Genomic DNA, 25,153 nt, shown 5'->3' on the forward strand with positions numbered 1-25,153 from the left:
CACTCCGTGTTCATCTGGCGGGGTACTGAACCTGTTCCCGGGAACTAGCCCCCGGCCTTCGCCACCCGCCCCGTGACCGGCCGCTCCAGCCACAGTTCCAGCCCGATGTCCACCATCCGCACCTTCCGCAGCTTCGGTACCGCGCCCAGGTCGTGCCAGGCGGCCAGGTCCGTGGAGCCGTTGACCTCCGGGCGCAGTTCGCCGCCGGAGACCATGCCCTCGTACACGAGGCGCAGTGCCTGGTGGTCCTCCGGGGGGCGCAGGCGGTGGGTGAAGGTGTGGCGGGCGGAGTCGATGCCCAGCAGGCCCGTGACGTCGATGCGGTAGCCCGTCTCCTCCGTCAACTCGCGGCGGACCGTGTCGTAGGGGTCCTCGCCGTGTTCCATGCCGCCGCCCGGCAGCACCCACTCGTGGCCGCCCTCGCCGTCGGGGCTCCGGGCGAGCAGGATCTGGCCGTTGCGGACGACGACGGCATACGCCGCGACCCTCAGCGTTTCTCGCATATGGGGACGCTAGCGCTCGGGGCGGGAATGTTCAGGTGGATTATCCCCGAACGGCACCGGGAACGAAGCGGTGCGATTCGGACGGCATCCAGTCAAAGCGCATCGCGGGTTTTCCCCACTCGTTCATATAGTTTCGGTCAACCATCCCCAAACATCCGTCCCTTACGTAAAGCTATGTGATCGTCCGGGGTCGTATTCCGGACGCTCGCGGCCAAGGTCGATCAACTCGGCCGCTCGATGCACGCCCCTTCACCTACGCACGCTCCTTTACCTACAAGGGATGCCGATGACCCTCACCCCTCAGCGCGAACCGATCTCGGGCGCGAGACGAGTGGCGCGCATAGCCGTGGCCGCCGGACTGGTGGCCGCTCTCTCCGCAGCCGGGCCCATACCCATGGCCTTCTCCGCGGACACGGCGGCCGACGCCGCCCCGGCCGACGGTTCCGTCAAGTCGGCGCACGACAAGCTCGGTTCCTCCGACGCCGACCTGCTCGCCGAGGCCAAGGCCGACGGCGCCAAGAGCGTCACGATGATGATCGCCACCGCGCCGGGCCAGACCGAGCAGGTCGCCGAGCAGCTGGACGCGGTCAAGGGCGGCTCGGTCGGCCGTACCTACGACAAGCTCGGGTACGTCCGCGCCACCGTCCCCACGGCGAAGGCCGACTCGGCCATCTCCGCCGCCGCGAAGCTGTCCTCCGTGCACGGCATCGACCTGCGGCAGGACATCCCGCTGGACGACCCGTCGCCGAGTGCCGACACCGCCTCCGCCCCCCAGGCGAGTGCCACCACCACTTACGCGGCGCCCGACAAGAACACGCCCGCCAAGAACCCGTACAACCCGTCCTTCGAGACGGGCGCCGTCGACTTCGTGAAGAAGAACCCGAAGGCGGACGGCCGCGGCGTCACCATCGGCATCCTCGACTCGGGTATCGACCTGGCGCACCCCGCGCTGCAGAAGACCACCACCGGCGAGCGCAAGATCGTCGACTGGGTCACCTCCACCGACCCGCTGCTCGACGGCGACGCCAGCTGGCGCGCCATGATCACCCCGGTGGCCGGTCCCACCTTCACCTTCGGCGGGAAGACCTGGACCGCGCCCGCGGGCAACTACCAGGTGAACCTGTTCCGCGAGTCCGCGACCGCGGGCGGCGACGCCGCCGGTGACGTGAACCGCGACGGCGACACCACCGACACGTGGGGTGTCCTCTACAACGCGGCGGCCGGCACGGTCACCGTCGACGTCAACGGCAACAACGACTTCACCGACGACACGCCGATGAAGCCGTACAAGGACGGCTACCAGATCGGCTACTTCGGTACCGACAACCCGGCCACCGATGTCGTCGAGCGCCAGCCCTTCGTCGTGGAGATCCGCAAGGACGTCCCGATGGACCCGCTGGGCGGCACCTGGGTCGGCCAGAAGGCCGACTTCGCCAACATCGGCCTCATCTCCTCCGAGCACGGCACCCACGTCGCCGGCATCACCGCCGCGAACAGCCTGTTCGGCGGCAAGATGAACGGCGCCGCCCCCGGCGCGAAGCTCGTCTCCTCCCGCGCCTGCGTCTTCGGCCCGAGCTGCACCAACGTCGCGCTCACCGAGGGCATGATCGACCTCGTCGTCAACCGTGGCGTCGACATCGTCAACATGTCGATCGGCGGCCTCCCGGCGCTGAACGACGGCAACAACGCGCGCGCCGAGCTGTACACGCGGCTCATCGACACGTACGGCGTGCAGCTCGTGATCTCGGCCGGCAACTCCGGCCCGGGCGCCAACACCATCGGCGACCCCGGTCTGGCCGACAAGGTCATCTCGGTCGGCGCGTCCATCTCCAAGGAGACCTGGGCGTCCAACTACGGCTCCATCGTGAAGAAGAGCTACGCGATGATGCCGTTCTCCTCGCGCGGCCCGCGTGAGGACGGCGGCTTCACGCCGACGATCACCGCGCCCGGCGCCGCGATCAACACCACGCAGACCTGGCTGCCGGGCTCCCCGGTCGCCCAGGCCGGCTACACCCTCCCGGCCGGCTACTCGATGCTCCAGGGCACCTCGATGGCCTCCCCGCAGGCCGCCGGCGCCTCGGCACTGCTGCTGTCCGCCGCCAAGGAGAAGGGCATCGCCCTCTCCCCGGCCGACCTCCGCACGGCTCTCAGCTCGACCGCCGACCACATCAGCGGTGTGCAGGCGTACGAGGAGGGCTCCGGCCTCATCGACATCGTGGACGCGTGGAAGGCCATCAAGGACGGCGCCACCGCCCACGACTACACCGTCAAGGCCCCGGTCGACACCGCGATCGACTTCGCGCTGAAGACCCCGGGCTTCGGCACCGGCCTGTACGACCGCGAGGGCGGCCTCAAGGCCGGCGTCAAGAAGTCGTACGAGATCACCGTGACGCGTACGTCCGGTCCCGCCAAGGCGGTCCGGCACGAGCTGAGCTTCGAGAACAACGCCGGTGACACCTTCAAGATCGTCGGCAAGCCCGAGGTCAAGCTGGAGCTGAACAAGCCGGTCACCGTCAAGGTCGCCGCGAAGTCGGCCACGGCCGGCATCAAGAGCGCGATCCTGGAGGTGGACGACCCGAAGACCGAGGGCGTCGACAAGCAGATCCTGACCACGGTCGTGGTCTCGAAGCCCCTCAAGTACACGTTCTCCGCGTCGGGTTCGGTGCAGCGCAACAGCACCCAGTCCTACTTCGTGACCGTGCCCGAGGGCGCCACGACCCTCGAGGTCGCGATCAGCGGCCTGGCCGCCACCAGCCAGACCCGCTTCATCTCGATCCACCCGTACGGTGTCCCGGTCGAGGACACGGGCACGCCGTACTGCTACAGCAACTACCCGAACACCAACGGCTGCGCGCCCGACGTGCGTTCGTACCCGAACCCGCAGCCCGGTGTCTGGGAGGTCGAGGTCGAGTCGCGCCGTACGTCGCCGCTGCTCGACAACCCGTACAAGCTGGACGCCACCGTCCTGGGCGCCACCTTCGACCCGGACGTCGTGACCGTCCCCGAGGCCAAGGTCGGCACGCCGATCGCCGCCTCCTGGAAGGTGACGAACAACCTGGCCGCGGTCGACGGCAAGCTGGCCGGCGGTCCGCTCGGCTCGTCCCTGAACGCCCGTCCGACCATCGCCGACGGTGAGACCCAGACGACCACGGTCGAGGTGCCCGCGGGCGCCGCCTCCCTGGACGTCTCCATCGGCAACGTCTCGGACACGGCCGCCGACCTCGACCTGTACGTGTACGACGCGGACGGCAACGAGGTCGCCCTCTCCGCCGACGGCGACTCGGAGGAGGCGGTCTCCATCGCCTCGCCCGCCGCCGGCACGTACACCGTCCAGGTCATCGGCTACGCGATCCCGGCCGGTACGACCGCGTACGACTACCAGGACGTCTTCTACTCGTCCGCCCTGGGCTCCATCCAGGTCGCCGACACCCCGGTGAAGCTCGGCACGGGCGCCTCGACGACCGTCTCCGGCAACATCGTCGCCTCGGCGGTCGCACCGGAGGGCCGTGAGTTCTTCGGCCAGGTCTCCCTGGTGAACGCGCACGGCACGGTGGCCGGCATCGGCAACGTGAAGATCGAGAAGGTCACGCCGTAGTTCCTGCGGTGAGGTGATGGGGGGCGGGCGTCCGGTACCTGGTACCGGGCGCCCGCCCTTTTCGGTTCCCCAGCGGTGCACTCGCGGTTCAGTCGCACTGGAGGGTGCGCGACTTCGGCAGCGCGGCCATGATCGCGGCCCGTTCGGCGGCGATCTGCCTCTCGTCCGTGTCCCAGAGGGCGGGGGCCTCGGCGCCCTTGCGGATGGCGATCAGCATGAGGCCGCCCACGACCGGCCGGGGGCTTGCGTCCCGGTCCATCACGTACGTCACCTCGGCCGGGCCCGTGACCGGCTTGTAGTAGTGGGTCACGCGCAGGGTGATCAGGTCCAGGCCGGTGCGGGCGTCCGGGGTGACGGCGGTGACCTTGCCCTCGACGACCAGGCGGGAACAGGCCAGGTAGCCCGGCGAGCTCATCGTGTCCAGGCTCCCCGCCTCCGGGACGCCCTCGCCGGCCTTGGCGCCCTGGTCGGTGCCGCTGTCGGCGACGGACGACGCGGAGTCGTCGGCCCCGCCTCCGGCCTGCGACAGGAGCCACCCCGCGCCCGTGACCAGAGCCCCCGCGGCGGTCACGGCGGCGACACCGAGGGCGAGGGTGCGCAGGGGACGCCAGTACGGCCGTTCCCGTACGGGAACCCGGGTGCGGACCGGCTTCCGCACAGTCTCCGCCTCCGTACGCTCCTCCGTCGTCGCGAGCGCGCCCCCGATGAGCCCCAACTGCTCGCGCAGCAGCGCCACATCGGCCGCCGCCGACCAGTGCTCGGCCATGAAGTCGGCGTCCGTGAGGGCCTCTTCGGGCAGCGGATCGTCGGTCAGCGCGGCCATCAGGGCGTCCACGCCGTCGTATTCGGCGGCCACGTCACACCACCTCGTCCTCGTGCAGGCGGGTGCGCAATGCCCGTACCGCCGCGTGCAGCCTGCTCTTGACCGTGCCCTCCGGGATGCCCAGCTCCTCGGCGATCCCGCGCACCGGCAGATCGGCGTAGAAGCGCAGCACCAGTACCTGGCGCTGGGGGTCGGGCAGTTCGTCGAGCCCCCGGGCCACGGCGAGGGAGAGCAGGCTCGTCTCCTCGCCGGAGGGGTGGGCCACCGGCTGGCGCAGCGACGCGAGCCGCTCCCCCAGCCGTTCCTGGCGGCGCTTGGCCCGGTGCCAGTCCATGGCGAGGTTGGAGGCCACGACCGCCACCCACGCCGAGACGTCACGCGGCGCCTCACGTCCGCTCGCGGTCCGCTCCAGCAGCCGCAGACGTACCTGCTGCACCCCGTCCAGCAGGTCCGCCTGCGGCACGCCGCCGAGCGCGAGCACCGCCCGGACCCGGCGCTCCTGCACCGGATCCAGCGGGTCGCCGTGTTCGTCCTCCTGGACGCGCCGGGCCTTTCTGCGCAGCACAGCACCCTCCCCCTCGCCGCGTTTCTCCTACGACGCCGAGGGCGCCGGAAACGTTCGGTGCGGCGCGGAGAAATTTTTCGGAGGGCGGTACGAGGGACCTCCAAGCGCGGCCACTGCCGCAAGTCCGCGCCGACGGCGGGGTCGAGCGCCTCGATCGCGGGCCAACTCGGCCCGGTCGAGTCGGCCTGGTCCGCGACGGACCGGCCCCGGGCCGCTCCGCCCGGGCTCAGACGCTCCTCGGATCTCAGGCCGGGACGCGGGCGGCGATGTCGGGCCCGAAGAGGGCCGCCGGTGTGTCCATCAGCTGGGTGACCCGGAGAAACGCGCCGGCCAGCACCGGATCCGTGACCGCGGCGGCGCGCAGACGGTCCAGGTAGGCGCCCGGTTCCGGGTCGAGTACGGAGCGGTCGCCGACCGTGTCCGGGAAGCGCAGGTCGTTGGCCGCGACCGTGGTCCACGGGACGTCGATGACAGCCGCCGACTCGGTGAAGAACTGGGCGGCCATGTCCTCGGAGCCGTCCTTCAGCAGGCGGCCGAGGATGGTCGCCTCCAGCGCGGCCACGGTCATGCCCTGGCCGTAGACCGGGTTGAACGAGCACATCGCGTCGCCGGTGACCAGGAAGCCCGCCGGGAAACGGCTCATCCGGTCGTAGCGCCACCGGGTGCTCGCCGGGTAGCGCATCTTCACCGGGTCGCCGAGCGGGGCGGAGGTGCGCAGGAGAGTGGCGACGTCCTGGCAGTCCAGTTCCGCCGCCCACGCGACCATGCCGTCGTGGTCCATCGGCGGGACCTCACCGAACAGGCCGCTGACGTTGAGGGCCCAGGCGTCGCCCTCCTGGGCGAGGGCGAAACCACCGCGCGTACGTCCGGGGTACGCGGCGACGGCGGTGCCGTACCGGCCGTCGAGCTGGTCCGGCGTACGTCGGTAACGGCGCGTCACATAGGTCACCTGGGTCTCGATCCGCTGCTCCTCGACCTCCGGGTAGCCGAGCCGGCCGAGCCAGTGGCGGGCGCGCGAGCCGCGCCCGGAAGCGTCCACCACCACGCTCGCGTCGTCGATGGTGATCTCCTCACCGGCGGCGACCGCCCGCACGCCGACGACCCTTCCGCCGTCCGGCGTCGTGACCAGGTCGGTGACGGCGGTCTCCGGACGTATCTCCACGTTCGGCAGCGCGGCGACCCGGCGCCGGATCGCCAGTTCGAGTAACGGTCGTCCGACTCCCAGCCCGATCAGGCCGGAGGGCCCGGTGGCCAGCGGCTGCCCGTCCACCCACCAGTGCATCTCGTCCTGTACGTCGAAGGCCGGCGCACCGAGGCCGATCAGCTCGGCCGACAGCCCCTCGAACATCTCGTCCATCTCCCGCATACCGCGCATCAGCAGCCCGTGTACGTGGCCGCCCTGCGGCACCCCGCGGCGCGGCTCCGGCCGCTCCGGCAACGTGTCGCGATCGAGTACGACGACCTCTTCGAAGGTCTCGTGCAGAGCCCGCGCGGTGAGCAGTCCCGCGAGCGAGGCTCCGATCACCACGGCGCGCCCATGAACCGATGTCCCCATGTGAATTGCCCTTCTTTCTTTCTGTTTTCTCGTTTTCTGCGTGGAGGCGGCCGACGGCGGGGCGTCAGGAACCGGTACGGCGGAGACCCGCGCGCGTCGCGGTGAAGGCGAGGGCGAACAGCCGTGGCCATGTGGGGCGGACGGCGTACCGGGCGAAGCGCGTCGACAGGTCGAGCCAGCCCCGCTTGCTCGTCATGATCAGGTGGCCCGGCGAGGTGAAGCCGCTGACGACGATCGACTTCTCGGCGTTCTCGTATCCCAGGAGGTTGCCGAAGTTGCCGCGGCCGGAGACGAACTCGCGGCCCTCCTCGTTCCCGCCCCAGATGAGGTAGGGGTTCGTCCACGCCACCGGCGGCATCGTGTTGACGCCGACGGAGCCGTAGCGGAGTTCCGTGACCGCGCGGTCGACGGTGGCCGCGTGGGCTTTCCTGGTGTCCTCGTCGATGAGGATCGTCGCGGCCAGGGTGCCGAGGAGCTTCTCGTTGGCGAACTCCACGGCGGCGGGCAGGAACGCTCCGGCGTGGGGCGCGACGTCGAGTGCGACCTCACTCATGACCTGGCAGAACGCCTCGTTCTCCAGGGCGAATCCTTCGGTGCCGACGTCCTCGATCACCATGACCTGCGAAGCCGGGCGGGCGTCCACGGGCTGGACGATCCGACCGCCCGGATAGGCGTCCCGGAAGGCCGCGAACGTCTCCTCGACCCCGGGGTAGCTGGTGCTGGAACCGGGTGTGAGGTCCCGCAGGGCGACGGTGATCGCGTCCAGGAGCTGCCGTCGCTGCGGCCAGTGCCGGCTCGTCACCAGGGTCTGCGTACGGCCGCAGATCGAGCCGCCGCTGATCGTGACGATGGTGGCGATCTGGAGGGCCTGGTGGCGTATCTCCCGCTCGGTCCACGGGCGGTCGCCGGGAACGACGACGCAGGGGTTGTTGCCGCCGCACTCGGAGACCAACTCGGTGCCGGTGGCCTCCGTGTCGATGGCCTTCATGATCGCCTTGGCGGAGCCGGTCCCACCGGTGAAGTAGATCTTGGAGAGGCGGGGGTCGCGGGTCAACTCGGGCCCTTCGTCGGCAGGACAGAAGGCGGCCGCGTGGACGTCGACGAGCGGTTGCAGGACCTTCTCCCACACCCGGTCGGCGTCCTCGTTGAGGGGGTGGGGCTTGTGGACGGCCACGTAGCCGTCGACGAAGAGGGCCCGGATCATCTCGAACGACGACGCGACGTTCCCCGCCCCGAGCACGGCGACGATGCCGCCGGGCTTCGCGTAGGGGTCCACCCTGCGAGGCTCGCCGACGACGCGCAGTAGGTCGGTCCGGTCGCCGCTCAGCAGGCGGTCCTTCCCGCGCGGGGAGACCCGGACGTCGAAGCGGCCGTCCCCGGCCGCGGTGACCGCGAGCGGCTGGAGCGGGCGGCCACGGACCAGGCCCTCGTACAGGTCGATGGCCGCCGCGACGTTCGAGGGCAGCGGCACCAGGACGCGCTGCACGCCGGTGCCGACCTGGTGGGCGTCGGCCGGGTTCGCGGGGTCGATGCCCTTCGCACGGCAGTCCGCCGACACCAGCTCGTCGAAGTGCCGGTCGATGTTCGCCTGGACCAGGCGAAGCAGCCTCAGCCGCTCCGCCGCCGGCGTGGCCCGCCATCGGGCCGGGTCGACCCAGTCGACAGCCTCCGTGGCCTTCATGGCGTACCCCTTCTCTCGGTTTCTCCCGGTCGGTGCGGAATGACCCGCTCGCCCGCCGGACAGATAGTGGACCGGCGGTACATTGAAGTTAATGTACCGCCGGTCCACAGTCAATGGACCGGCGGTCGGTTATCCTCGCGGGGTGGCAACCTTCCATCGCGCACGCAGCGAGGAGCAGCGCGCGGTACGGCGGCAGAGCATCCTGGACACCGCGGCCGGGATGCTGGACGAGATGCCGGTCGCGGCGGTGAGCCTCAACGAGCTCAGCCGCCGGGTCGGGCTGTCGAAGTCCGCCGTGACGCTCTACTTCGAGTCACGCGAGGCGGTGCTGCTCGGCCTGCTCTCCGAGGCGGCGGCCCGCTACCGGACCGAGACCGCCGGAACATTCCCCGAGTGGGCCGACCCGTCCGAACCGGTTCCGGTGAGAGTGCGCCAGGTCGCGGCACGGCTGGCCGCGACGTTCGCCGCCCAGCCGATGCTGTGCGAGCTGCTGAGCGTGCAGCACGCGATCCTGGAGCACAACATCTCCGTCGAGGTCGCGACCAGGTACAAGAGGTCCTCGCGTGACGCCATCCGCTGGCTCGCCGGGCAGCTCCGCGACCTGCTCCCCGAGCTCGACGACGAGCGGGCGCTGCGCGCCGCGCACATGGTGATCATCCTCGTCGGCGCCCTGTGGACCCGCAGCCGTCCCGCCCCCTCGCTGCTCGGCGCCTTCCAAGCCGACGCGAGCCTGGCGTTCATGCACCCGGCCTTCACCGAGGCCTTCGAGGCCGCGATCGCGACCTTCCTCCAGGGGCTCATCGCGGAGACCGCCGAGGCGACCGACGGGACCGACGGGACCGACGAGGCCTGACGGGCATCCGCTCCCGCTCCGCCGCACATGACCGGCCGGGACACCGCCCCCTCAGAGGCGTACGTCACACCGCCGCGCCGGGCAGCACAGCTTGCGGTACGAGGCCCGCGCGGGGCAAATTTCTCCAGCTCAGCGGGGGTACGCACCGCAGGTCCGCAACCAGTGGTCCGGGAGGCGCGTCCCACGCCTCGGGCATGACACGCAAAGAATTGGACAGGCTGGCCGGGGTCGGCCGCATGATGGAAAAAGCCGCACGCATGCAACAGAAGGAGTCGTCGTGAGGGTCGGAATCGTCGGAGCCACCGGTCAGGTCGGCACGGTCATGCGCAGGATCCTCGTCGAGCGGGAGTTCCCGGTCACCGAGCTGCGGCTGTTCGCCTCCGCCCGCTCGGCCGGCTCGGTCCTCGACGGTGTGACGGTGGAGGACGCGGCGACGGCCGACTACACCGGCCTCGACATCGTCCTGTTCTCGGCGGGCGGCGCGACCTCCAAGGCGCTGGCGGAGAAGGTCGCCGCGCAGGGCGCTGTCGTGATCGACAACTCGTCGGCGTGGCGCCGGGACCCGGACGTGCCCCTGGTCGTCTCCGAGGTGAACCCGCACGCGATCGCCGACCGCCCCAAGGGCATCATCGCCAACCCGAACTGCACGACGATGGCCGCGATGCCGGCCCTGCGTCCGCTGCACGCGGAGGCGGGGCTCGAAGCGCTGGTCGTCGCGACCTACCAGGCGGTGTCCGGGTCGGGGGTCGCGGGTGTGGCGGAGCTGCACGGGCAGGCGCAGAAGGTGGTCGCGGACGCGGAGAAGCTGACGCACGACGGTTCGGCGGTCGACTTCCCCGAGCCGCAGGTGTACAAGCGCCCGATCGCGTTCAACGTCGTACCGCTGGCGGGCAACGTGGTGGACGACGGTTCGTTCGAGACGGACGAGGAGCAGAAGCTCCGCAACGAGTCCCGCAAGATCCTGGAGATCCCGGAGCTGAAGGTGTCGGGCACGTGTGTCCGCGTCCCCGTCTTCTCGGGACACTCCCTTCAGGTGAACGCGCGGTTCGCGCGCCCGCTGTCGGTGGAGCGGGCGACGGAGCTGCTGTCGGAGGCGCCGGGTGTCGTCCTGTCGGACATCCCGACTCCCCTCCAGGCGGCGGGCCAGGACCCGTCCTTCGTGGGCCGCATCCGCGTGGACGAGACGTCGGAGAACGGGCTGGCGTTCTTCGTCTCGAACGACAACCTGAGGAAGGGTGCCGCGCTGAACGCGGTACAGATCGCGGAGCTGGTGGCGGCGGAGCTGGGCGGTAAGTAATCGCCCCAGCGGTAGGAATGACAGCCCTACCGCCAGTACGACCAATGGGGTGCCCACCTGTAACCGGTGGGCACCCCCCCTTTTCACGCGTGAGTGGGCTCAGAGCGCCAGATGCCGACGCAGCGCCACGTCGATCTCGGCCATCCGCTGCCGGGGCACCGAGCCGATCGCACGCAGCAGCCTCTCCGGCGCAAGGGCCCGCACCTGCTCACACTGGACCTTGGAGTCCTTGGGCAGGCCGCACTCCTCCGCGGGCAGCAGCACCTGAAAGGGGTACACACGCGACGTGTTCGACGTGAGCGGCACGAGCGTCACCACGCCCAGCCTCGTCCGCGCCACCGCGGCATTGGCACCGTCGTTCGAGACGATCACGGCTGGACGCGCCTTGTTGGCCTCGCTGCCGCGCGCCGGCTCGTAGTCGACCAGGTAGATGTCACCGCGCTTCATCGGTGAGCCCGTCCGCCGAGAACTGATCCCAGAACGCCGCGTCCTCACTGCCGTCCCATTCGGCGAAGGCCTCCGCGTACTCCTCCTCCAGCCGGGCGGCACGCAGGAGTTCGATGGCGTCGTGTATCACCGCGGATCTCGACGCGGCCTCCGTTCTCTGCGCGTACTCGTCGACGAAGGAAACATCCTCCTGAGGCAGACTCACACTGATCTTCATACCTCAAACGTAGCACGGTAGGATAAAGTCGGCTACTAATAGTACTACCGTTCGCCCCTTCACCCCATCTCAGCCCCGCCTCCTCACCTCGTACAGAAAGCACCCGTACTCCACCGCCCGCACATGCACCACCGCCACCTCCGGATCGGCGAACGCCTCCTCGAACGCTTCCTCGAAGGCACCCTCCACCAGCCTCCCCCCGACGATCCGCCCCTCCCCGTCGTACCTCCGCAGCACCCGCCGCGCCCCCGCGAAGGGATACCCCTCCCCCACCACCGGCCCCTCACACGCCTCCGCGTGAATGAACACCGGGCCCTGTTCGTCGTACGGCCCGGGCTCGGCCCCCGTCTCCGCCGCCCAGCGCCGCAGCGGGGCGTAGGAGACGAGGGCGATCCGCTCCCCGGGCGTGCTGTGCCGCAGGCAGCAGCGCAGCGGCGAACCCCCCTCCGTGTCCGTCAGGGGAACCAACTCGCGCCCCGCATCGTCAGCAGAACGCAGCCCTTTCAAGATCCGTGGACCGATGGGGCATACGGCATACGTCGTGTGCGTCGTCATGGCTCCACATTCGCGCCTGTCCACCCCGCTCACCGGCGGGTTCCGGACATCGCGTCGGCCACGGATCCCATGGAAGGATGGCGCAACCCACACATACGAGGAGATGACCGCGTGCCTGGCACAAACCTGACCCGCGAAGAGGCGCAAGCGCGGGCGAAGCTGCTCACCGTTGACTCGTACGAGGTCGAACTCGACCTCTCCGGCGCGCAGGAGGGCGGCACCTACAGGTCCGTGACCACGGTGCGCTTCGACTCCGCCGAGACCGGCGCGGAGTCCTTCATCGACCTGGTGGCCCCGGCCGTCCACGAGGTCACGCTCAACGGGGACGCCCTCGACCCCGACGAGGTCTTCAAGGACTCCCGGATCGCCCTGCCGGGACTGCTCGCCGGGCGCAATGTCCTTCGCGTCGTCGCCGACGCCGCCTACACCAACACCGGTGAGGGGCTGCACCGGTTCGTCGACCCCGTCGACCAGCAGGCCTACCTCTACACCCAGTTCGAGGTCCCGGACGCGCGCCGTGTCTTCGCCTCGTTCGAGCAGCCCGACCTCAAGGCGACCTTCCAGTTCACGGTGACCGCGCCGTCCGGCTGGACCGTCATCTCCAACTCGCCGACGCCCGAACCCAAGGACGACGTCTGGCGCTTCGAGCCGACGCCCCGGATCTCGACGTACATCACCGCGCTCATCGTCGGGCCGTACCACTCGGTCCACAGCGTGTACGAGGCCGACGGGCAGACCGTGCCGCTCGGCATCTACTGCCGGCCCTCGCTCGCCGAGTTCCTCGACTCCGACGCCATCTTCGAGGTCACCCGGCAGGGCTTCTCCTGGTTCCAGGAGAAGTTCGACTACGCGTACCCGTTCAAGAAGTACGACCAGCTGTTCGTACCGGAGTTCAACGCCGGTGCCATGGAGAACGCGGGTGCCGTCACCATCCGCGACCAGTACGTGTTCCGGTCGAAGGTCACGGACGCCGCGTACGAGACGCGCGCCGAGACCATCCTGCACGAGCTGGCGCACATGTGGTTCGGTGACCTCGTCACCATGGAGTGGTGGAACGACCTGTGGCTGAACGAGTCGTTCGCCACCTATACGTCCATCGCCTGCCAGGCCTACGCGCCCGGCTCGCGCTGGCCGCACTCCTGGACCTCCTTCGCCAACTCCATGAAGACGTGGGCGTACCGCCAGGACCAGCTGCCGTCCACCCACCCGATCATGGCCGAGATCCGCGACCTCGACGACGTCCTCGTCAACTTCGACGGCATCACGTACGCCAAGGGCGCCTCCGTACTGAAGCAGCTCGTCGCGTACGTCGGCATGGACCCGTTCTTCGCGGGCGTGCAGGCCTACTTCAAGCAGCACGCGTACGGCAACACGCGGCTCAGCGACCTGCTCGGCGCGCTGGAGGAGACCTCCGGGCGCGATCTGAAGGCCTGGTCGAAGTCGTGGCTGGAGACGGCCGGTATCAACATCCTGCGGCCCGAGATCGAGACGGACGCCGACGGGGTCATCACCTCCTTCGCCATCCGGCAGGAGGCGCCCGCGCTCCCGGCAGGCGCAAAGGGTGAGCCGACGCTTCGGCCGCACCGGATCGCGGTCGGCCTGTACGACCTCGACGACGACAGCGGGAAGCTGCTCCGCGACGACGAGGACGGGCGCATCGAGCTGGACGTCGACGGCGAACTGACGGCCGTACCGCAGCTGGTCGGCAGGCGTCGGCCGGCCGTGATCCTGCTCAACGACGACGACCTGTCGTACTCGAAGGTGCGGCTGGACGACGCGTCCCTCGCCTTCGTCACCGAGCACCTGGGCGACTTCGAGGCCTCTCTCCCGCGCGCGCTGTGCTGGGCCTCCGCCTGGGACATGACCCGTGACGCCGAACTGGCCACCCGCGACTACCTCTCCCTCGTCCTGTCGGGCATCGGCAAGGAGTCGGACATCGGCGTCGTGCAGTCGCTCCAGCGGCAGGTGAAGCTGGCGATCGACCTGTACGCCGACCCGGCCGCCCGCGAGGCCCTGCTGACCCGCTGGACGGACGCCACGCTGGCCCACCTGCGGGCCGCCGAGGCGGGCTCCGACCACCAGCTGGCGTGGGCGCGCGCCTTCGCGGCCACGGCCCGTACGCCGGAGCAGCTGGACCTGCTTGACGCCCTCCTGGAGGGCACGCAGACGATCGAGGGGCTGGCCGTCGACACCGAGCTGCGCTGGTCGTTCGTCCAGCGGCTGGCGGCCGTCGGGCGCTTCGACGAGGACCAGATCGCCGGCGAGTACGAGCGGGACAAGACGGCCGCCGGTGAGCGGCACGCCGCCACGGCCCGGGCGGCCCGTCCGACGCCGGAGGCCAAGGCGGAGGCGTGGGCGTCGGTCATCGAGTCCGACAAGCTGCCGAACGCCGTCCAGGAGGCGGTGATCGGGGGCTTCGTCCAGACCGACCAGCGCGAACTCCTGGAGCCGTACACCGACAAGTACTTCGCGGTGGTCAAGGAGATCTGGGACGCGCGCTCGCACGAGATCGCCCAGCAGATCGCCATCGGCTTCTACCCGGCGATCCAGGTGTCCCAGGACACCCTGGCGAAGACGGACGCCTGGCTGGAATCCGCCGAGCCGAACGCCGCCCTGCGCCGCCTCGTCTCGGAGTCCCGCTCCGGCATCGAGCGCGCGCTCAGGGCCCAGGCGGCGGACGCTGCGGCCTCGTGACCCGGTTCACGGTCTCGTCCTGAGCGCTCACACCGAACGGCGCGTCCCGGTCAGCCGGGGCGCGCCGTTCGGCGTACGCCGTCGTGAGTCATCCGGTGACATCACGTGCGCCGCGGGCGAGTCGCAGTCGTATGGCCCGCCACAGTTCGGCCGTGCCACGGCTGGTGTCCGGCCGGGCGGGGTGGAGGGTGGGGCAGCAGATGTCGTGGGCGACCCTGGCGGTGCCGTAGTCCCGGTGATGAGGCCCTGGCCAGGCGATCCCGCCGGCCAGATGGAAGACCTCGCCGTCGGCGAAGAACCTGACCGGATAGTCCCCCGGGACCAGGGCGATCCAGGCCGGCTCCGGCTCCGGTTCCCCGGTGCCGAAGATCCGGGCGGGGTCGGGTCCGGCATGCCGCCGGTAGGTGCTCACCCCGTCGAAGGTCAGGGTGCGGTGGCGATGCGTGGCCAGGCCGCACTCCGGGCACGGCACGGTCAACTTCCGCCCCCACACCGGGACATGGGAATCGCTCACTTCCGATCGGCCTCCGGGCTGGACAACCTCGCGTCAACACCCGGGTAACGGCGGGAACTTGCGCGACGTCACGCGATCAGGAGCGGCGCGACGCCAGGACGGGAGCCTCCACCTTCCTCACCCGTGGACCGCCCCCGGGAGCGGCCGGGGCCCGCACCCCCAACTGCCCCACCATCGTCGCCCCGAACGCCAGCCCCATGCCCGCCAGTTGGAGCGGCGTCAGGGCCTGACCGAGGGCCGCCCAGCCCACGATCGCGGCGGTCAGCGGGGACAGCGGGCCGAGGAAGGTGACCTGGGTCGCGGTGAGCCGGCCGATGCCACGGAACCAGAGCCAGTACGCCACCGCCGTGTTGGCCAGCGCGAGGTAGAGGTACCCGGCGACCGCCCGGCCGTCCAGTGCGGGCGGGGCGCCCTCGACGAGGAGGGCGAGGGGCGCGATGAGCAGGCCGCCCGCGGTCAGCTGCCAGCCGGTGAGGGCGAGCGGGCCCACACCGTCCGGGCGGCCCCAGCGCTTCGTCAGTACGGTGCCCGTCGACATCGACGCGGTGGCGGCGAGGGCGGCCAGCACACCCACGGTGTCCAGCGCCCCGGCCGCCTTCAGCACGACCAGACTGACGCCGAGCGCCGCCGCGATACCGGTGAGCAGGGTCCGTACGGTCGGCCGCTCGCCCAGGAACACCGTCGCGAGCCCGGCGACGAACAGCGGGCCGACCGACCCGACGACCGCCGCCATACCGCCCGGCAGCCGGTACGCGGACAGGAACAGCAGCGGGAAGAAGGCGCCGATGTTGAGCGCGCCCAGCACCGCCGCCTTCCACCACCAGGCGCCGCGCGGCAGCACCCGGGTCAGCGCGAGCAGGAAGAGCCCGGCGGGCAGGGCGCGCAGCAGACCGGTGAAGAGGGGGCGGTCGGGCGGGAGGAACTCCGTGGTGACGGCGTAGGTGGTGCCCCAGGAGATCGGGGCGAGGGCGGTGAGCAGGATGGCGGGGAGGTGGGCGGAGCGGTTCGCGGGCATGGGCACACCCTTCAAGTAGGTCAGCGCTAATTAGCTTAGCCCTAAGCAACTTGCAGTCAAGCTACTTTCTTGCGGGCGACCGTCATGAGCCCGATACTCGGCGCATGAGTGCACAGCCGCCGCAGCAGCGCAGGGACCCCGTCGACGCGATCATCGACCAGTGGGCGGTGGTGCGCCCCGATCTGGACACCACCGCGATGGAGGTCTTCGGCCGGGTCTACCGGCTCGCGCGCGCGATGGGCGACCGGACGGAGAAGGCGTACGCGCGGTTCGGGATCGGGCGCGGGGAGTTCGACGTACTGGCGACTCTGCGCCGGGCGGGCGAGCCGTACACGCTCTCGCCGCGTCAGCTGTCGTCGACGCTGATGCTCACCACGGGCGGGATGACCGGCCGCCTCGACAAGCTGGAGCGGGCCGGGCTGGTACGCCGCTCCCCCGACCCCCATGACCGGCGGGGCCTCCAGGTCACGCTGACGGAGGAGGGGCTGAGCCGTGTCGACGAGGCGGTCGGTGTCGGTGTCGACGCCCAGACGGAGGCCCTGGCCGCCCTGGACCCGGAGAAGGCCGGCCAACTGGCCGACCTGCTGCGGGAGCTGCTCGCGGCGACGGAGGGGCCGCAACAGCGGTAGGACCCGGCCGGGAACACGCCGAGGGCGCTGTTCTCACCCCATCGGTCATGGGGTGAGAACAGCGCCCTCGAAGAGAGAGGTCAGGCCTTCGCCTTGGCGGGCTTGGCGGCCTTCGGGGCGCGGTCCGAGGACTTGTCCAGGACCATCACCAGACCCGCGATGACCGCGAACAGGCCGATCGGGGCGACGACATAGAGGCCCAGCGTCTCGATGACGCTCAGGCCATGGCCGGGGTCGTCACCGTCGTCGCGGGTGAGCGCGAGCGCGGGAGACGTCATGAGCAGCATCATCAGCGTCGTACCGGCGACCAGGGCACCGGCGCGCAGGGCGTTCTTGTTGTCCACGGTGCAAAAGTAGCGAACGCCCGGCGGGACCGCGCGCCCGGGGTGCCGTATGAGGGGCCGGCCACGGTCACCCGCCCTCTCTGAGCACCTCCATCAGCGCCCACAGCCGGGACGACCCCGCCAGTTCCTCCAGCGTCACCGGGCGGCCCTCCGCATCGGCGATGGGCAGGCGCCAGTTCGGGTACTGGTCCCACGTACCCGGCAGGTTCTGCGGGCGGCGGTCGCCGACGCCGTCCGGGAGCCAGACGCCGATCATGCGGGCGGGGGTGCGGAGCAGGAAGCGGTGGACGGCCTGGATCTCGGCCTCCTCCACCGCGCCCGAGTGGCCGCCGCCGCACCCCTTCAGCAGGCCGAGACGGGAGAGCAGGGTCAGCCACTCCCCCGTGTCGGCGGACGCGGCGTCCCGCTCCTCCGCCAGGGGGTTGGTCAACAGGCCCAGCCGGTCGCGGAGTTCGACGTGGTCGCCGGTGAGGCGGGCGGCGGTGGGCGGGAGGTCGTGGGTGGTGACGGTGGCGAGGCAGTCGGCGCGCCAGCGGTCGGGGGCCAGGGGACGCCCGTCGCCGTCCCAGTCCCGCTCGAACCACAGGACGGACGTACCGAGCACCCCGCGTTCGTGCAGCGTCTCCCGGACGCCCGGCTCGACGGTCCCCAGGTCCTCGCCGATCACGACCGCCCCGGCCCGCGAGGCCTCCAGCGCGAGGACGGCGAGCATGGCCTCGGCGTCGTAACGGACGTACGCCCCCTCCGTGGGCGCCTGCCCCTGGGGCACCCACCAGAGCCGGAACAGGCCCATGACGTGGTCGATGCGCAGGGCGCCCGCGTAGCCGAAGAGGGAGCGCAGGAGCTGGCGGTACGGGGTGTAGCCGGACTCGGCCAGGCGGTCCGGTCTCCAGGGCGGCAGGCCCCAGTCCTGGCCGCGCGCGTTGAAGGCGTCCGGGGGCGCGCCGACCGACATGCCGGCCGCGAAGTACTCCTGCTGCGCCCAGGCGTCGGCGCCCCCGGGATGCACCCCGACGGCGAGGTCGTGGACGATCCCGACCGGCATGCCCGCGTCGCGTGCGGCCCGCTGGGCGTCGGCGAGCTGGGTGTCGGTGAGCCAGGCGAGGTGGGAGTGGAAGTCGACGCGGTCCATCAACTCGCCCCGGGCACGGGCGGTCTCGGCGGAGCGGGGGTCCTGGAGACCGGCCGGCCAGCGGGACCAGTCCGAGCCGTGCGTCTCGGCCAGCGCGCACCAGGTGGCGTGGTCCTCCAGCGCCTCCCCGGCCCGCGCGAGGAAGTCGGCGTACTCCGCCTGCCGCCCGGGCCCGAGCGGTACGGCGCACACCAGCTCCAGGGCCTCGCGCTTGAGTTCCCACACGGCGTCCCGGTCGATCAGCGCACCCTTGTCCAGCACCGACTCCCGCAGCCGCCGGGCCCGCTCCAGCAGCCCGCGCACCTGTGCACCTGCCTCTTCGAGGTACGCGAACTCGGGGACGGCCTCGACCCGCAGATGCACGGGGTCGGGGTAGCGGCGGGAGGACGGCCGGTACGGGGACGGATCGGTCGGCGCCCCGGGCACGGCCGCGTGCAAGGGGTTGACCTGCACGAACCCTGCCCCCAGCGCCCGCCCGGCCCAGGCGCTCAGCTCCCCGAGATCGCCGAGGTCGCCCATGCCCCAGGAGCGCCGGGAGAGGAGCGAGTAGAGCTGCACGAGCATGCCGTACGAGCGTCCGGTGGGCGTGGGCAGCCGGGCCGGGGCGACGACGAGATGGGCGCGGGCGGTGCGGCCGTCGGGCGCGACGGCGTCCAGCTCGTGCACACCGGGCGGCAGCCGGTCGACGGAGTCACAGATCTCGCCCTGCTCGGTGCGGACACGCAGCCGCGTGCCCTCGGGCAGCCCGGCCAGCGCGGTGGCCGTACCGTCGGCGCCGCACACCACGGTCGGCGGCAGCAGCCGCGCCGCCAGCTCCCGCTCCCGGGCGGCGAGGGCGGCCCGGACGGCCTCGGGCGTGCCCGCGTCGACGCCGAGCGCGGCCAGCACGGCGACGAGCGCGGAGTCGGAGGCGGCGACGGTCCGGTCCGCGGAGGGCTGGAAGGAGGGGGCGACGCCGTACAGCTCGGCAAGCCGGGCAAGCGCGACCCGCTCCCCGCCCTCGGCCGACTGGTCTGAGGTCATCTACAGCCCCGCGAGGTCCGACAGCGCGGGCACCGGACCCTCGTACAGCCCCGTGGGGTCCGCCTCGGCGTCTGCGTGCTCGCTCGTCATCGCCTCCGCGTCGGCGAGCGGGGGCTCGCTGGTGAGCGGCTCGGCGGCGGGCAGGGGCGGCTCGCTGGTGAGCGGCGCCTCGACGGCGGCGCTCTCGGCGCTGAAGATGTGTGCCGGTACGGCCACGGAGGCCTCCTTGTTGGCGGGTTTCCTTCGCAGGCCTACCCAGTGGGCGGGACGGCAGACGTGTATGAACGGACGAACCACGGCACCGAAGCTCGCATTCCGTGGTTCTTCCGCCGCTCGCACGACGAAGTCCCTCACCTTCCACTATTCACTCAGTACATGTAGCGAGTGCATAATGACCGGCATGAGCACCCGCCACATCCTGCTGGGGCTGCTCGCCGGAGGGCCGAGCCATGGCTACGACCTCAAGCGACGGCACGACGAACGCTTCCCGCAGGCCCGGCCGCTGGCCTACGGGCAGGTCTACACGACCCTGCAGCGCCTGGTGCGCGACGGCCTCGCGGAGGTCGACGGCACCGACGCGGACGGCGGCCCGGAGCGGACGAAGTACCGGGCGACGACGGAGGGGGAACGCGAACTCGCCGACTGGGTACGGCAGATCAGCGCGCCCGCGCCGCACGTCGTCAACGAGATCTTCGCCAAGGTCGTCGTCTCGATCCTGGCCGGCGGGGACCCGGCGGGGTATCTGCTGGACCAGCGCGCCGCGCACATGGCGCGGATGCGGGAGCTGACCGCCGTCAAGGCCGCGTCGGGCTCGGACCTCTCGACCGTGCTCTCGGCGGACTACGCCCTCAACCACCTCGACGCCGACCTCCGCTGGATGACCACCACGGCGGCCCGGCTCACCACACTGACCGCGGAGGTCGACACGGCATGACCACCACCAACGGGGAAATATCGGAGGAGCAGGCCCCACCACCCCTCCTCACAGCGAGCCGCCTGTCCAAGACACACGGCAGGACACCCGCGCTGCGCGGCGCCTCGGTCGCGCTGCGGGCCGGCGAGATCCTGGCCGTCACGGGGGCCAGCGGCAGCGGAAAGTCGACGCTGCTGCACTGTCTGGCGGGAATCGTCCGCCCGGACACGGGCACGGTCGAGTACGCCGGGGAGCGGCTCGACATCCTGCCCGAGCGACGACTGAGCGAGCTGCGGCGCACGGAGTTCGGGGTCGTCTTCCAGTTCGGCCAGCTGATCCCGGAACTGACCGTCCTCGACAACGTGGCACTGCCGCTGCTGCTCGCCGGGACCTCGCGCGCCGGGGCACACGAACAGGCGGGCGAGTGGCTGGAGCGGTTCGGGGTGCTCGGCCAGCAGACGCTCCGCCCGGGCGAGCTGAGCGGCGGCCAGGCCCAGCGCGTCTCGCTGGCCCGGGCCCTGGTCACGGCCCCGAAGGTGATCTTCGCCGACGAGCCGACGGGCGCGCTGGACTCCCTGGCGGGCGAGCAGGTGATGGCGGCCCTCACGCACACGGCCCGCGAGTCAGGCACAGCGGTCCTCCTGATCACGCACGACGCCCAGGTGGCAGCGTACGCGGACCGCGAGCTGCGACTGAGCGACGGGGCTGTCGTCGCAGCCGACGGCGCCGAACCCTCGACGGAGGTGACACCGTGACGCCGATCAGCGTTTCCGCCGACGGCTCGGGCGGTCCCGGCAGCGGATCCCCGGGAACCGGCTCCCGCCCAGCCCGGCGGTTCAGCCACTCCCGAGACCTCGACGACGGCAACCTCGTGACACCCAACGGCGTTCCCGGCGGCGGCTCCCCGGGGCCCGAATCGCGCGGGGCCCGGCGACTCAGCCGTCCCCGTGCTCAGCACCGCGATCGGCGGAGCACTTACGTGGCCCACGCACGACACTCCGGCGGCACTGCTGCCGTCCCCGAAGGTGACCCCATGACGCCGAGCGGCGCTTTCCGCGGCTCCCGCAGCGGATCCGCCAGAACCGGTTCGCGCCCGCCCCGGCGGCCCAGCCGCCCCCGTACCCAGCACGTCGGCCGCCAGGCCCAGCCGGGCGGCGTGGCCGCCGTTTCCCCGGAGGTGACCTCATGACGTCCACCAAGGCTTCCCGAAGTGGCGCCCTCCGGGCCGATCTGCGGCTCGCCTGGCTGCTCACCCGGGGTTCCGATCGGCGGGAGTGGTGGCGGGTTCTGCTCACGGGGGTCGGGGCGGCGCTCGCGACCGGGTTCGCGCTGGCCGCCGTGGCCGTCGGCTCGGTGCGGGGGTACCGCAGCGTGGGCTTCGGGAACGGGTTGCTGGACCGGCCCGGGGAGCGCTCCGGCATCGTCCTCGCCCTCGTGCTGCTGCTCGTGCCCGTGGTCGGGTTTCTCGGGCAGTGTGCGCGGGTCGGGGCCGTGCACCGGGACCGGCGGCTGGCCGCGCTGCGGCTGGCGGGGGCCGGGGCCGCGCAGGTGCGGCGGATCGCGGCGCTGGAGACGGGGCTCGCCTGTCTGCTCGGCTCGGCGCTCGCCACCGTGTTCTGCGTGCTGTTCCTGCTGCGTGAGTGGCGGCAGCCGCCCGTACTGCTCTGGGTCGGGGTCGCCTTCGTCGCCCTCGCCGTGCCCGTGGTGGGCTCGCTCGTCAGCGTGCTCGCGCTGCGGCGCGTCGTCGCCTCGCCGCTCGGGCGGGTCCGGCGGGTGCCTCCGCGGGAGGGGCGGGGGCCGGGGATGCCGTTCCCGACGGCGGTTCTGGGGCTGCTGTTCGTGGGGGTGCTGCTGGCGCCGGACACGTTCGGCGGGTACGAGACCGCACCCGTGCTGGTGTTCTCCGTGGTGATCGTGACCGGGATGGGCGCCCTCTGGATGACCGGTGCCACCGCCCGCTGGACCGGGCGGATCCTCGCCGCCCGTACCGCCGACCCGGCGACGCTGATCGCGGCGGAGCGGCTGCGCGACGACCCGTGGGCCGCCGCCCGCACCCATGCGGCGGTGCTGCTGGTGACCACCGTGGGCACCGGGTTCGTCGGTGTCCGGGAGGTGCTGCTGACCTCGCTCCGCGCCCGCGGCGAACACATGCTGGCCGTGGACATGTCCTTCTACACCACCGGCGTCGACCTGACCGGCGCCGCCGTGCTGGTCGCCCTGGTGATCACGCTGTGCGGGCTCGGTGTCGGCGCCGCCGAGTCGGTGGCGACCCGGCGCCGGGGCCTGGCCGCGCAGGTCGCCGCCGGAGTGCCGCGCGCCGTGCTCGGCCGGGCGCTGCTCCTGGAGACGGCCCTGCCACTGGCACCGGCGCTTCTCCTCGCGGGCACCGGAGGCCTGCTGATCGGCGGCTGGTACGCGGCGATCGCCCACGACGGCAGCCGCTCGGTGCCGTACACGGCCCTGCTGGTGCCACTGGCGGTGTATGCGTCGTGCCTGCTCGCCGCCGCCACCTCGCTGCCACTGCTGCGCCGCTCGGTGCGGCCGGCGGAGCTGCGGTACGTGTGAGCGGCCGGGCATGAGAGATCCGGCCCTGGGGAACGGGGGTTCCCGGGGCCGGATCGCATCCGTACCGTACGGAAAATCCGTACAGGCGTGCGTACTGGGTACTCCGTATTCAGGTATACGAAAGCCCGGACGTCAGGCTGAGATGCCGTCGATCCGGGCCAACGCGTCGTCCGCGCCGTACGGCTGCAGGTATGGCAGCCAGCGCGGGTCCCTATGCCCGGTTCCGATGATGCGCCAGGCGAGACCGGTGGGCGGGGCGGGTTTGTGGCGCAGCCGCCAGCCGATCTCGAAGAGATGGCGGTCCGCCTTGGTGTGGTTGCAGCGGCGGCACGACGCCACCACGTTGTCCCAGCGGTGCTGACCGCCACGGGAACGTGGGATGACGTGGTCGACGCTGGTCGCGGCGGCGCCGCAGTACATGCACCGGCCGCCGTCACGGGCGAACAGCGCCCTACGGGTCAGTGGAACGGGCCCCCGGTAGGGAACCCGGACGAACCTCTTCAGCCGGACCACGCTGGGTGCGGGGACAGTAACGGTCGCGCTGTGCATAAAGGCGCCCGATTCCTCCAAGGAGACTGCCTTGTTCTCCAGGACGAGGACGAGCGCGCGGCGGAGCGGTACGACGCCGAGTGGCTCGTACGACGCGTTGAGTACCAGGACATGCGGCACGGATGCCTCCTTGGGCGTCGGCGGCGCGTGGCTCGCGCCGGGACGATCTGCAGTCAGTCTCCCCTCTCGCCTGGTGGCAGCGCCACCACGTCCCGGTAACGGGCTGGGAGTGTTTTCGACCACACCTTGTGCACTTCCCCGGGACCACACCCTCTTCTATCCCCAGGTGAGCACGGTCTCTCCCTCGAACATCGCGCCGATCCGCACACGTTGCCCCGTTAGTGTGGTGGTTCTGTCCTTCCGGTGACCTTTCCGTGACCTGAATCACCAGCTGAACGACGAGCTGGCCGCCGTAACCATCCGTACCGGGGGCAGGCCGCTTTGGAGGTACCCGCCGTGTCCTTGTCCGCCGTCCCACTGGCCGCCGGTTCGTCGCCGTCGCCGACTCCCTCGGAGTCACCGACCGCACTGGTCCCGTCGCTCCAGGACGCCCAGGAGAGCGCGACCAACGCCGCGAGCTGGGTCGAGCAGAACTGGTCGACCTGGCTGTCGATCGGGCTCAGAGTCCTGCTGATCGTGGTGATCGCGGCGGTGCTGAGGATGACTCTGCGGCGGGCGATCACCAAGCTCATAGATCGCATGAACCGCACCGCACAAGCGGTGGACGGCACGGCGCTCGGCGGTCTGCTGGTCAATGTGGAGCGGCGCCGGCAGCGCTCGCAGGCGATCGGCTCGGTGCTGAAGTCGGTGGCGAGCTTCCTGATCATGGGCACGGCCGCCCTGATGATCCTCGGCACCTTCGAGATCAACCTCGCCCCGCTGCTCGCCTCCGCCGGTGTCGCGGGCGTGGCGATCGGTTTCGGCGCCCGCAACCTGGTGACGGACTTCCTCTCCGGCGTGTTCATGATCCTTGAGGACCAGTACGGCGTCGGCGACACGATCGACGCGGGGGTGGCGTCCGGCGAGGTGATCGAGGTCGGGCTGCGCGTGACCAAGCTGCGCGGCGACCAGGGCGAGATCTGGTACGTCCGCAACGGCGAGGTCAAGCGCATCGGCAACCTCTCCCAGGGCTGGGCCACGGCCGGCGTCGACGTCACCGTGCGCGCGGACGAGGACCTGAACCGGCTGAAGGCGACACTCGCCGAGGTCGGCGAGCAGATGAGCAAGGAAGAGCCCTGGAACGAGATGCTGTGGGGCCCGATCGAGATCCTGGGCCTGGACAGCGTGCTCCTGGACTCGATGGTCATCCACCTCTCGGCGAAGACGATGCCGGGCAAGTCCCTGACGGTGGAGCGGGAACTGCGCTGGCGCGTCAAGCGGGCCCTGGACGCGGCGGGCATCCGTATCGTCGGCGGCGCCGAGGCCGTCCCGGAGGACGAGGCCGCGGACCCGACGGCGGCGGTGGCGGCCCCCTCGGTGTACTCGAACACCGCCTCCCCCCAGGCGGAGGCGGCGTCCCCGATCGGATCGGCGCGGCCCGTCCGGTAGGCGGTACGCGACACGAAGAGGCGGTACGAAAGAGGCGGGGCCCCCGCGTGGCGGGGGCCCCCCCGTGAGGGCCCCCGCCGGGGAATCGCAGGGGAACCCGCCGGGTTCGCCGCGGTTTTCGGGCGGGTGCCCCCCT

Annotated in this window: 23 protein-coding genes; 9 read left to right on the forward strand and 14 right to left on the reverse strand. The window is 71.3% G+C overall.

Translation table 11 applies throughout. From position 1 onward, the window contains the following. Positions 1-44: 44 nt before the first annotated feature. Positions 45-503, reverse strand: a complete 459-nt coding sequence (locus ACFYXF_RS28015) for an NUDIX hydrolase (protein WP_389353480.1) — start codon at positions 501-503, stop codon at positions 45-47. Between the two features lie 286 nt (positions 504-789). Between ACFYXF_RS28015 and ACFYXF_RS28020 the strand changes: the two genes are divergently transcribed. Next, the gene (locus ACFYXF_RS28020; RefSeq protein ID WP_389353482.1) at positions 790-4,098 is read left to right on the forward strand and encodes a S8 family serine peptidase; all 3,309 of its coding nucleotides are present in this window, start codon (positions 790-792) and stop codon (positions 4,096-4,098) included. Between the two features lie 88 nt (positions 4,099-4,186). On the opposite strand, the gene ACFYXF_RS28025 is transcribed toward ACFYXF_RS28020, so the two are convergent. The 4 genes from ACFYXF_RS28025 to ACFYXF_RS28040 all read right to left on the reverse strand — a co-directional run bounded on the left by ACFYXF_RS28025 (position 4,187) and on the right by ACFYXF_RS28040 (position 8,722). Beyond that, positions 4,187-4,954 (reverse strand): hypothetical protein, encoded by a 768-nt coding sequence (locus tag ACFYXF_RS28025; RefSeq protein ID WP_389353484.1) that lies wholly within the window; start codon positions 4,952-4,954, stop codon positions 4,187-4,189. A gap of 1 nt (position 4,955) precedes the next feature. Next, complete coding sequence (locus tag ACFYXF_RS28030) at positions 4,956-5,486, reverse strand: RNA polymerase sigma factor (protein ID WP_235479097.1); 531 nt, start codon at positions 5,484-5,486, stop codon at positions 4,956-4,958. A 244-nt stretch (positions 5,487-5,730) separates the two neighbouring features. Next, positions 5,731-7,041, reverse strand: a complete 1,311-nt coding sequence (locus ACFYXF_RS28035; RefSeq protein ID WP_389353486.1) for an FAD-dependent oxidoreductase — start codon at positions 7,039-7,041, stop codon at positions 5,731-5,733. A gap of 64 nt (positions 7,042-7,105) precedes the next feature. Continuing rightward, entirely contained in the window at positions 7,106-8,722 is a 1,617-nt protein-coding gene (locus ACFYXF_RS28040; protein WP_389353488.1) for an aldehyde dehydrogenase family protein, read from the reverse strand. A 142-nt stretch (positions 8,723-8,864) separates the two neighbouring features. On the opposite strand from ACFYXF_RS28040, the gene ACFYXF_RS28045 reads away from it, so the two are divergent. Both ACFYXF_RS28045 and ACFYXF_RS28050 read left to right on the forward strand, forming a co-directional pair. Beyond that, positions 8,865-9,575 (forward strand): TetR family transcriptional regulator, encoded by a 711-nt coding sequence (locus tag ACFYXF_RS28045; RefSeq protein ID WP_389353490.1) that lies wholly within the window; start codon positions 8,865-8,867, stop codon positions 9,573-9,575. A 277-nt stretch (positions 9,576-9,852) separates the two neighbouring features. Continuing rightward, the gene (locus ACFYXF_RS28050) at positions 9,853-10,872 is read left to right on the forward strand and encodes an aspartate-semialdehyde dehydrogenase (protein ID WP_389353492.1); all 1,020 of its coding nucleotides are present in this window, start codon (positions 9,853-9,855) and stop codon (positions 10,870-10,872) included. Positions 10,873-10,971: 99 nt separating this feature from the next. On the opposite strand, the gene ACFYXF_RS28055 is transcribed toward ACFYXF_RS28050, so the two are convergent. The 3 genes from ACFYXF_RS28055 to ACFYXF_RS28065 form a co-directional block, all read right to left on the reverse strand. Continuing rightward, positions 10,972-11,319, reverse strand: a complete 348-nt coding sequence (locus ACFYXF_RS28055) for a type II toxin-antitoxin system PemK/MazF family toxin (RefSeq protein ID WP_307625012.1) — start codon at positions 11,317-11,319, stop codon at positions 10,972-10,974. After that, a complete protein-coding gene (locus ACFYXF_RS28060; protein ID WP_053741841.1) occupies positions 11,306-11,536 on the reverse strand; it encodes a ribbon-helix-helix domain-containing protein in 231 nt (76 codons plus the stop codon). The genes ACFYXF_RS28055 and ACFYXF_RS28060 overlap by 14 nt, the downstream gene beginning before the upstream one ends. Before the next feature lie 69 nt (positions 11,537-11,605). Then, positions 11,606-12,091: a DUF1203 domain-containing protein gene (locus ACFYXF_RS28065; RefSeq protein ID WP_389353494.1), complete on the reverse strand. Its 486-nt coding sequence runs from the start codon at positions 12,089-12,091 to the stop codon at positions 11,606-11,608. 111 nt (positions 12,092-12,202) lie between these two features. On the opposite strand from ACFYXF_RS28065, the gene pepN reads away from it, so the two are divergent. Beyond that, on the forward strand, positions 12,203-14,785 hold the full coding sequence (gene pepN, locus ACFYXF_RS28070) for an aminopeptidase N (RefSeq protein WP_389353496.1): 2,583 nt from the start codon (positions 12,203-12,205) through the stop codon (positions 14,783-14,785). 88 nt (positions 14,786-14,873) lie between these two features. Here the strand turns inward: pepN and ACFYXF_RS28075 are convergent, their stop codons facing one another. Then, positions 14,874-15,299: a hypothetical protein gene (locus tag ACFYXF_RS28075; protein WP_389353498.1), complete on the reverse strand. Its 426-nt coding sequence runs from the start codon at positions 15,297-15,299 to the stop codon at positions 14,874-14,876. A gap of 76 nt (positions 15,300-15,375) precedes the next feature. Beyond that, positions 15,376-16,314, reverse strand: coding sequence for an EamA family transporter (locus ACFYXF_RS28080; protein WP_389353500.1), 939 nt, complete (start codon positions 16,312-16,314; stop codon positions 15,376-15,378). Positions 16,315-16,418: 104 nt separating this feature from the next. Here ACFYXF_RS28080 and ACFYXF_RS28085 point away from each other — a divergent pair, with 104 nt between their 5' ends. Beyond that, the gene (locus ACFYXF_RS28085; protein WP_389353502.1) at positions 16,419-16,943 is read left to right on the forward strand and encodes a MarR family winged helix-turn-helix transcriptional regulator; all 525 of its coding nucleotides are present in this window, start codon (positions 16,419-16,421) and stop codon (positions 16,941-16,943) included. A gap of 80 nt (positions 16,944-17,023) precedes the next feature. On the opposite strand, the gene ACFYXF_RS28090 is transcribed toward ACFYXF_RS28085, so the two are convergent. From ACFYXF_RS28090 to ACFYXF_RS28100, 3 genes are all read right to left on the reverse strand, one after another. After that, positions 17,024-17,287, reverse strand: a complete 264-nt coding sequence (locus ACFYXF_RS28090) for a hypothetical protein (protein WP_235479086.1) — start codon at positions 17,285-17,287, stop codon at positions 17,024-17,026. 67 nt (positions 17,288-17,354) lie between these two features. Continuing rightward, a complete protein-coding gene (malQ, locus tag ACFYXF_RS28095; RefSeq protein WP_389353504.1) occupies positions 17,355-19,442 on the reverse strand; it encodes a 4-alpha-glucanotransferase in 2,088 nt (695 codons plus the stop codon). Then, entirely contained in the window at positions 19,443-19,691 is a 249-nt protein-coding gene (locus ACFYXF_RS28100) for a hypothetical protein (RefSeq protein WP_389353906.1), read from the reverse strand. A gap of 151 nt (positions 19,692-19,842) precedes the next feature. Here ACFYXF_RS28100 and ACFYXF_RS28105 point away from each other — a divergent pair, with 151 nt between their 5' ends. From ACFYXF_RS28105 to ACFYXF_RS28115, 3 genes are all read left to right on the forward strand, one after another. Then, positions 19,843-20,376, forward strand: a complete 534-nt coding sequence (locus ACFYXF_RS28105; RefSeq protein ID WP_389353506.1) for a PadR family transcriptional regulator — start codon at positions 19,843-19,845, stop codon at positions 20,374-20,376. Further along, positions 20,373-21,110, forward strand: a complete 738-nt coding sequence (locus tag ACFYXF_RS28110; RefSeq protein WP_389353508.1) for an ABC transporter ATP-binding protein — start codon at positions 20,373-20,375, stop codon at positions 21,108-21,110. Before ACFYXF_RS28105 ends, ACFYXF_RS28110 begins: the two co-directional genes overlap by 4 nt. 430 nt (positions 21,111-21,540) lie before the next feature. Continuing rightward, the gene (locus tag ACFYXF_RS28115) at positions 21,541-22,920 is read left to right on the forward strand and encodes an ABC transporter permease (protein ID WP_389353510.1); all 1,380 of its coding nucleotides are present in this window, start codon (positions 21,541-21,543) and stop codon (positions 22,918-22,920) included. A gap of 132 nt (positions 22,921-23,052) precedes the next feature. Here ACFYXF_RS28115 and ACFYXF_RS28120 read toward each other — a convergent pair whose 3' ends face one another. Continuing rightward, positions 23,053-23,589 (reverse strand): HNH endonuclease, encoded by a 537-nt coding sequence (locus ACFYXF_RS28120; RefSeq protein ID WP_235479080.1) that lies wholly within the window; start codon positions 23,587-23,589, stop codon positions 23,053-23,055. Between the two features lie 336 nt (positions 23,590-23,925). Here ACFYXF_RS28120 and ACFYXF_RS28125 point away from each other — a divergent pair, with 336 nt between their 5' ends. Then, entirely contained in the window at positions 23,926-25,017 is a 1,092-nt protein-coding gene (locus tag ACFYXF_RS28125; RefSeq protein WP_389353512.1) for a mechanosensitive ion channel family protein, read from the forward strand. Positions 25,018-25,153: the final 136 nt, after the last annotated feature.

It is taken from the genome of Streptomyces sp. NPDC002680 (assembly GCF_042889145.1).
In the GTDB taxonomy this organism is placed as follows: domain Bacteria; phylum Actinomycetota; class Actinomycetes; order Streptomycetales; family Streptomycetaceae; genus Streptomyces; species Streptomyces adonidis.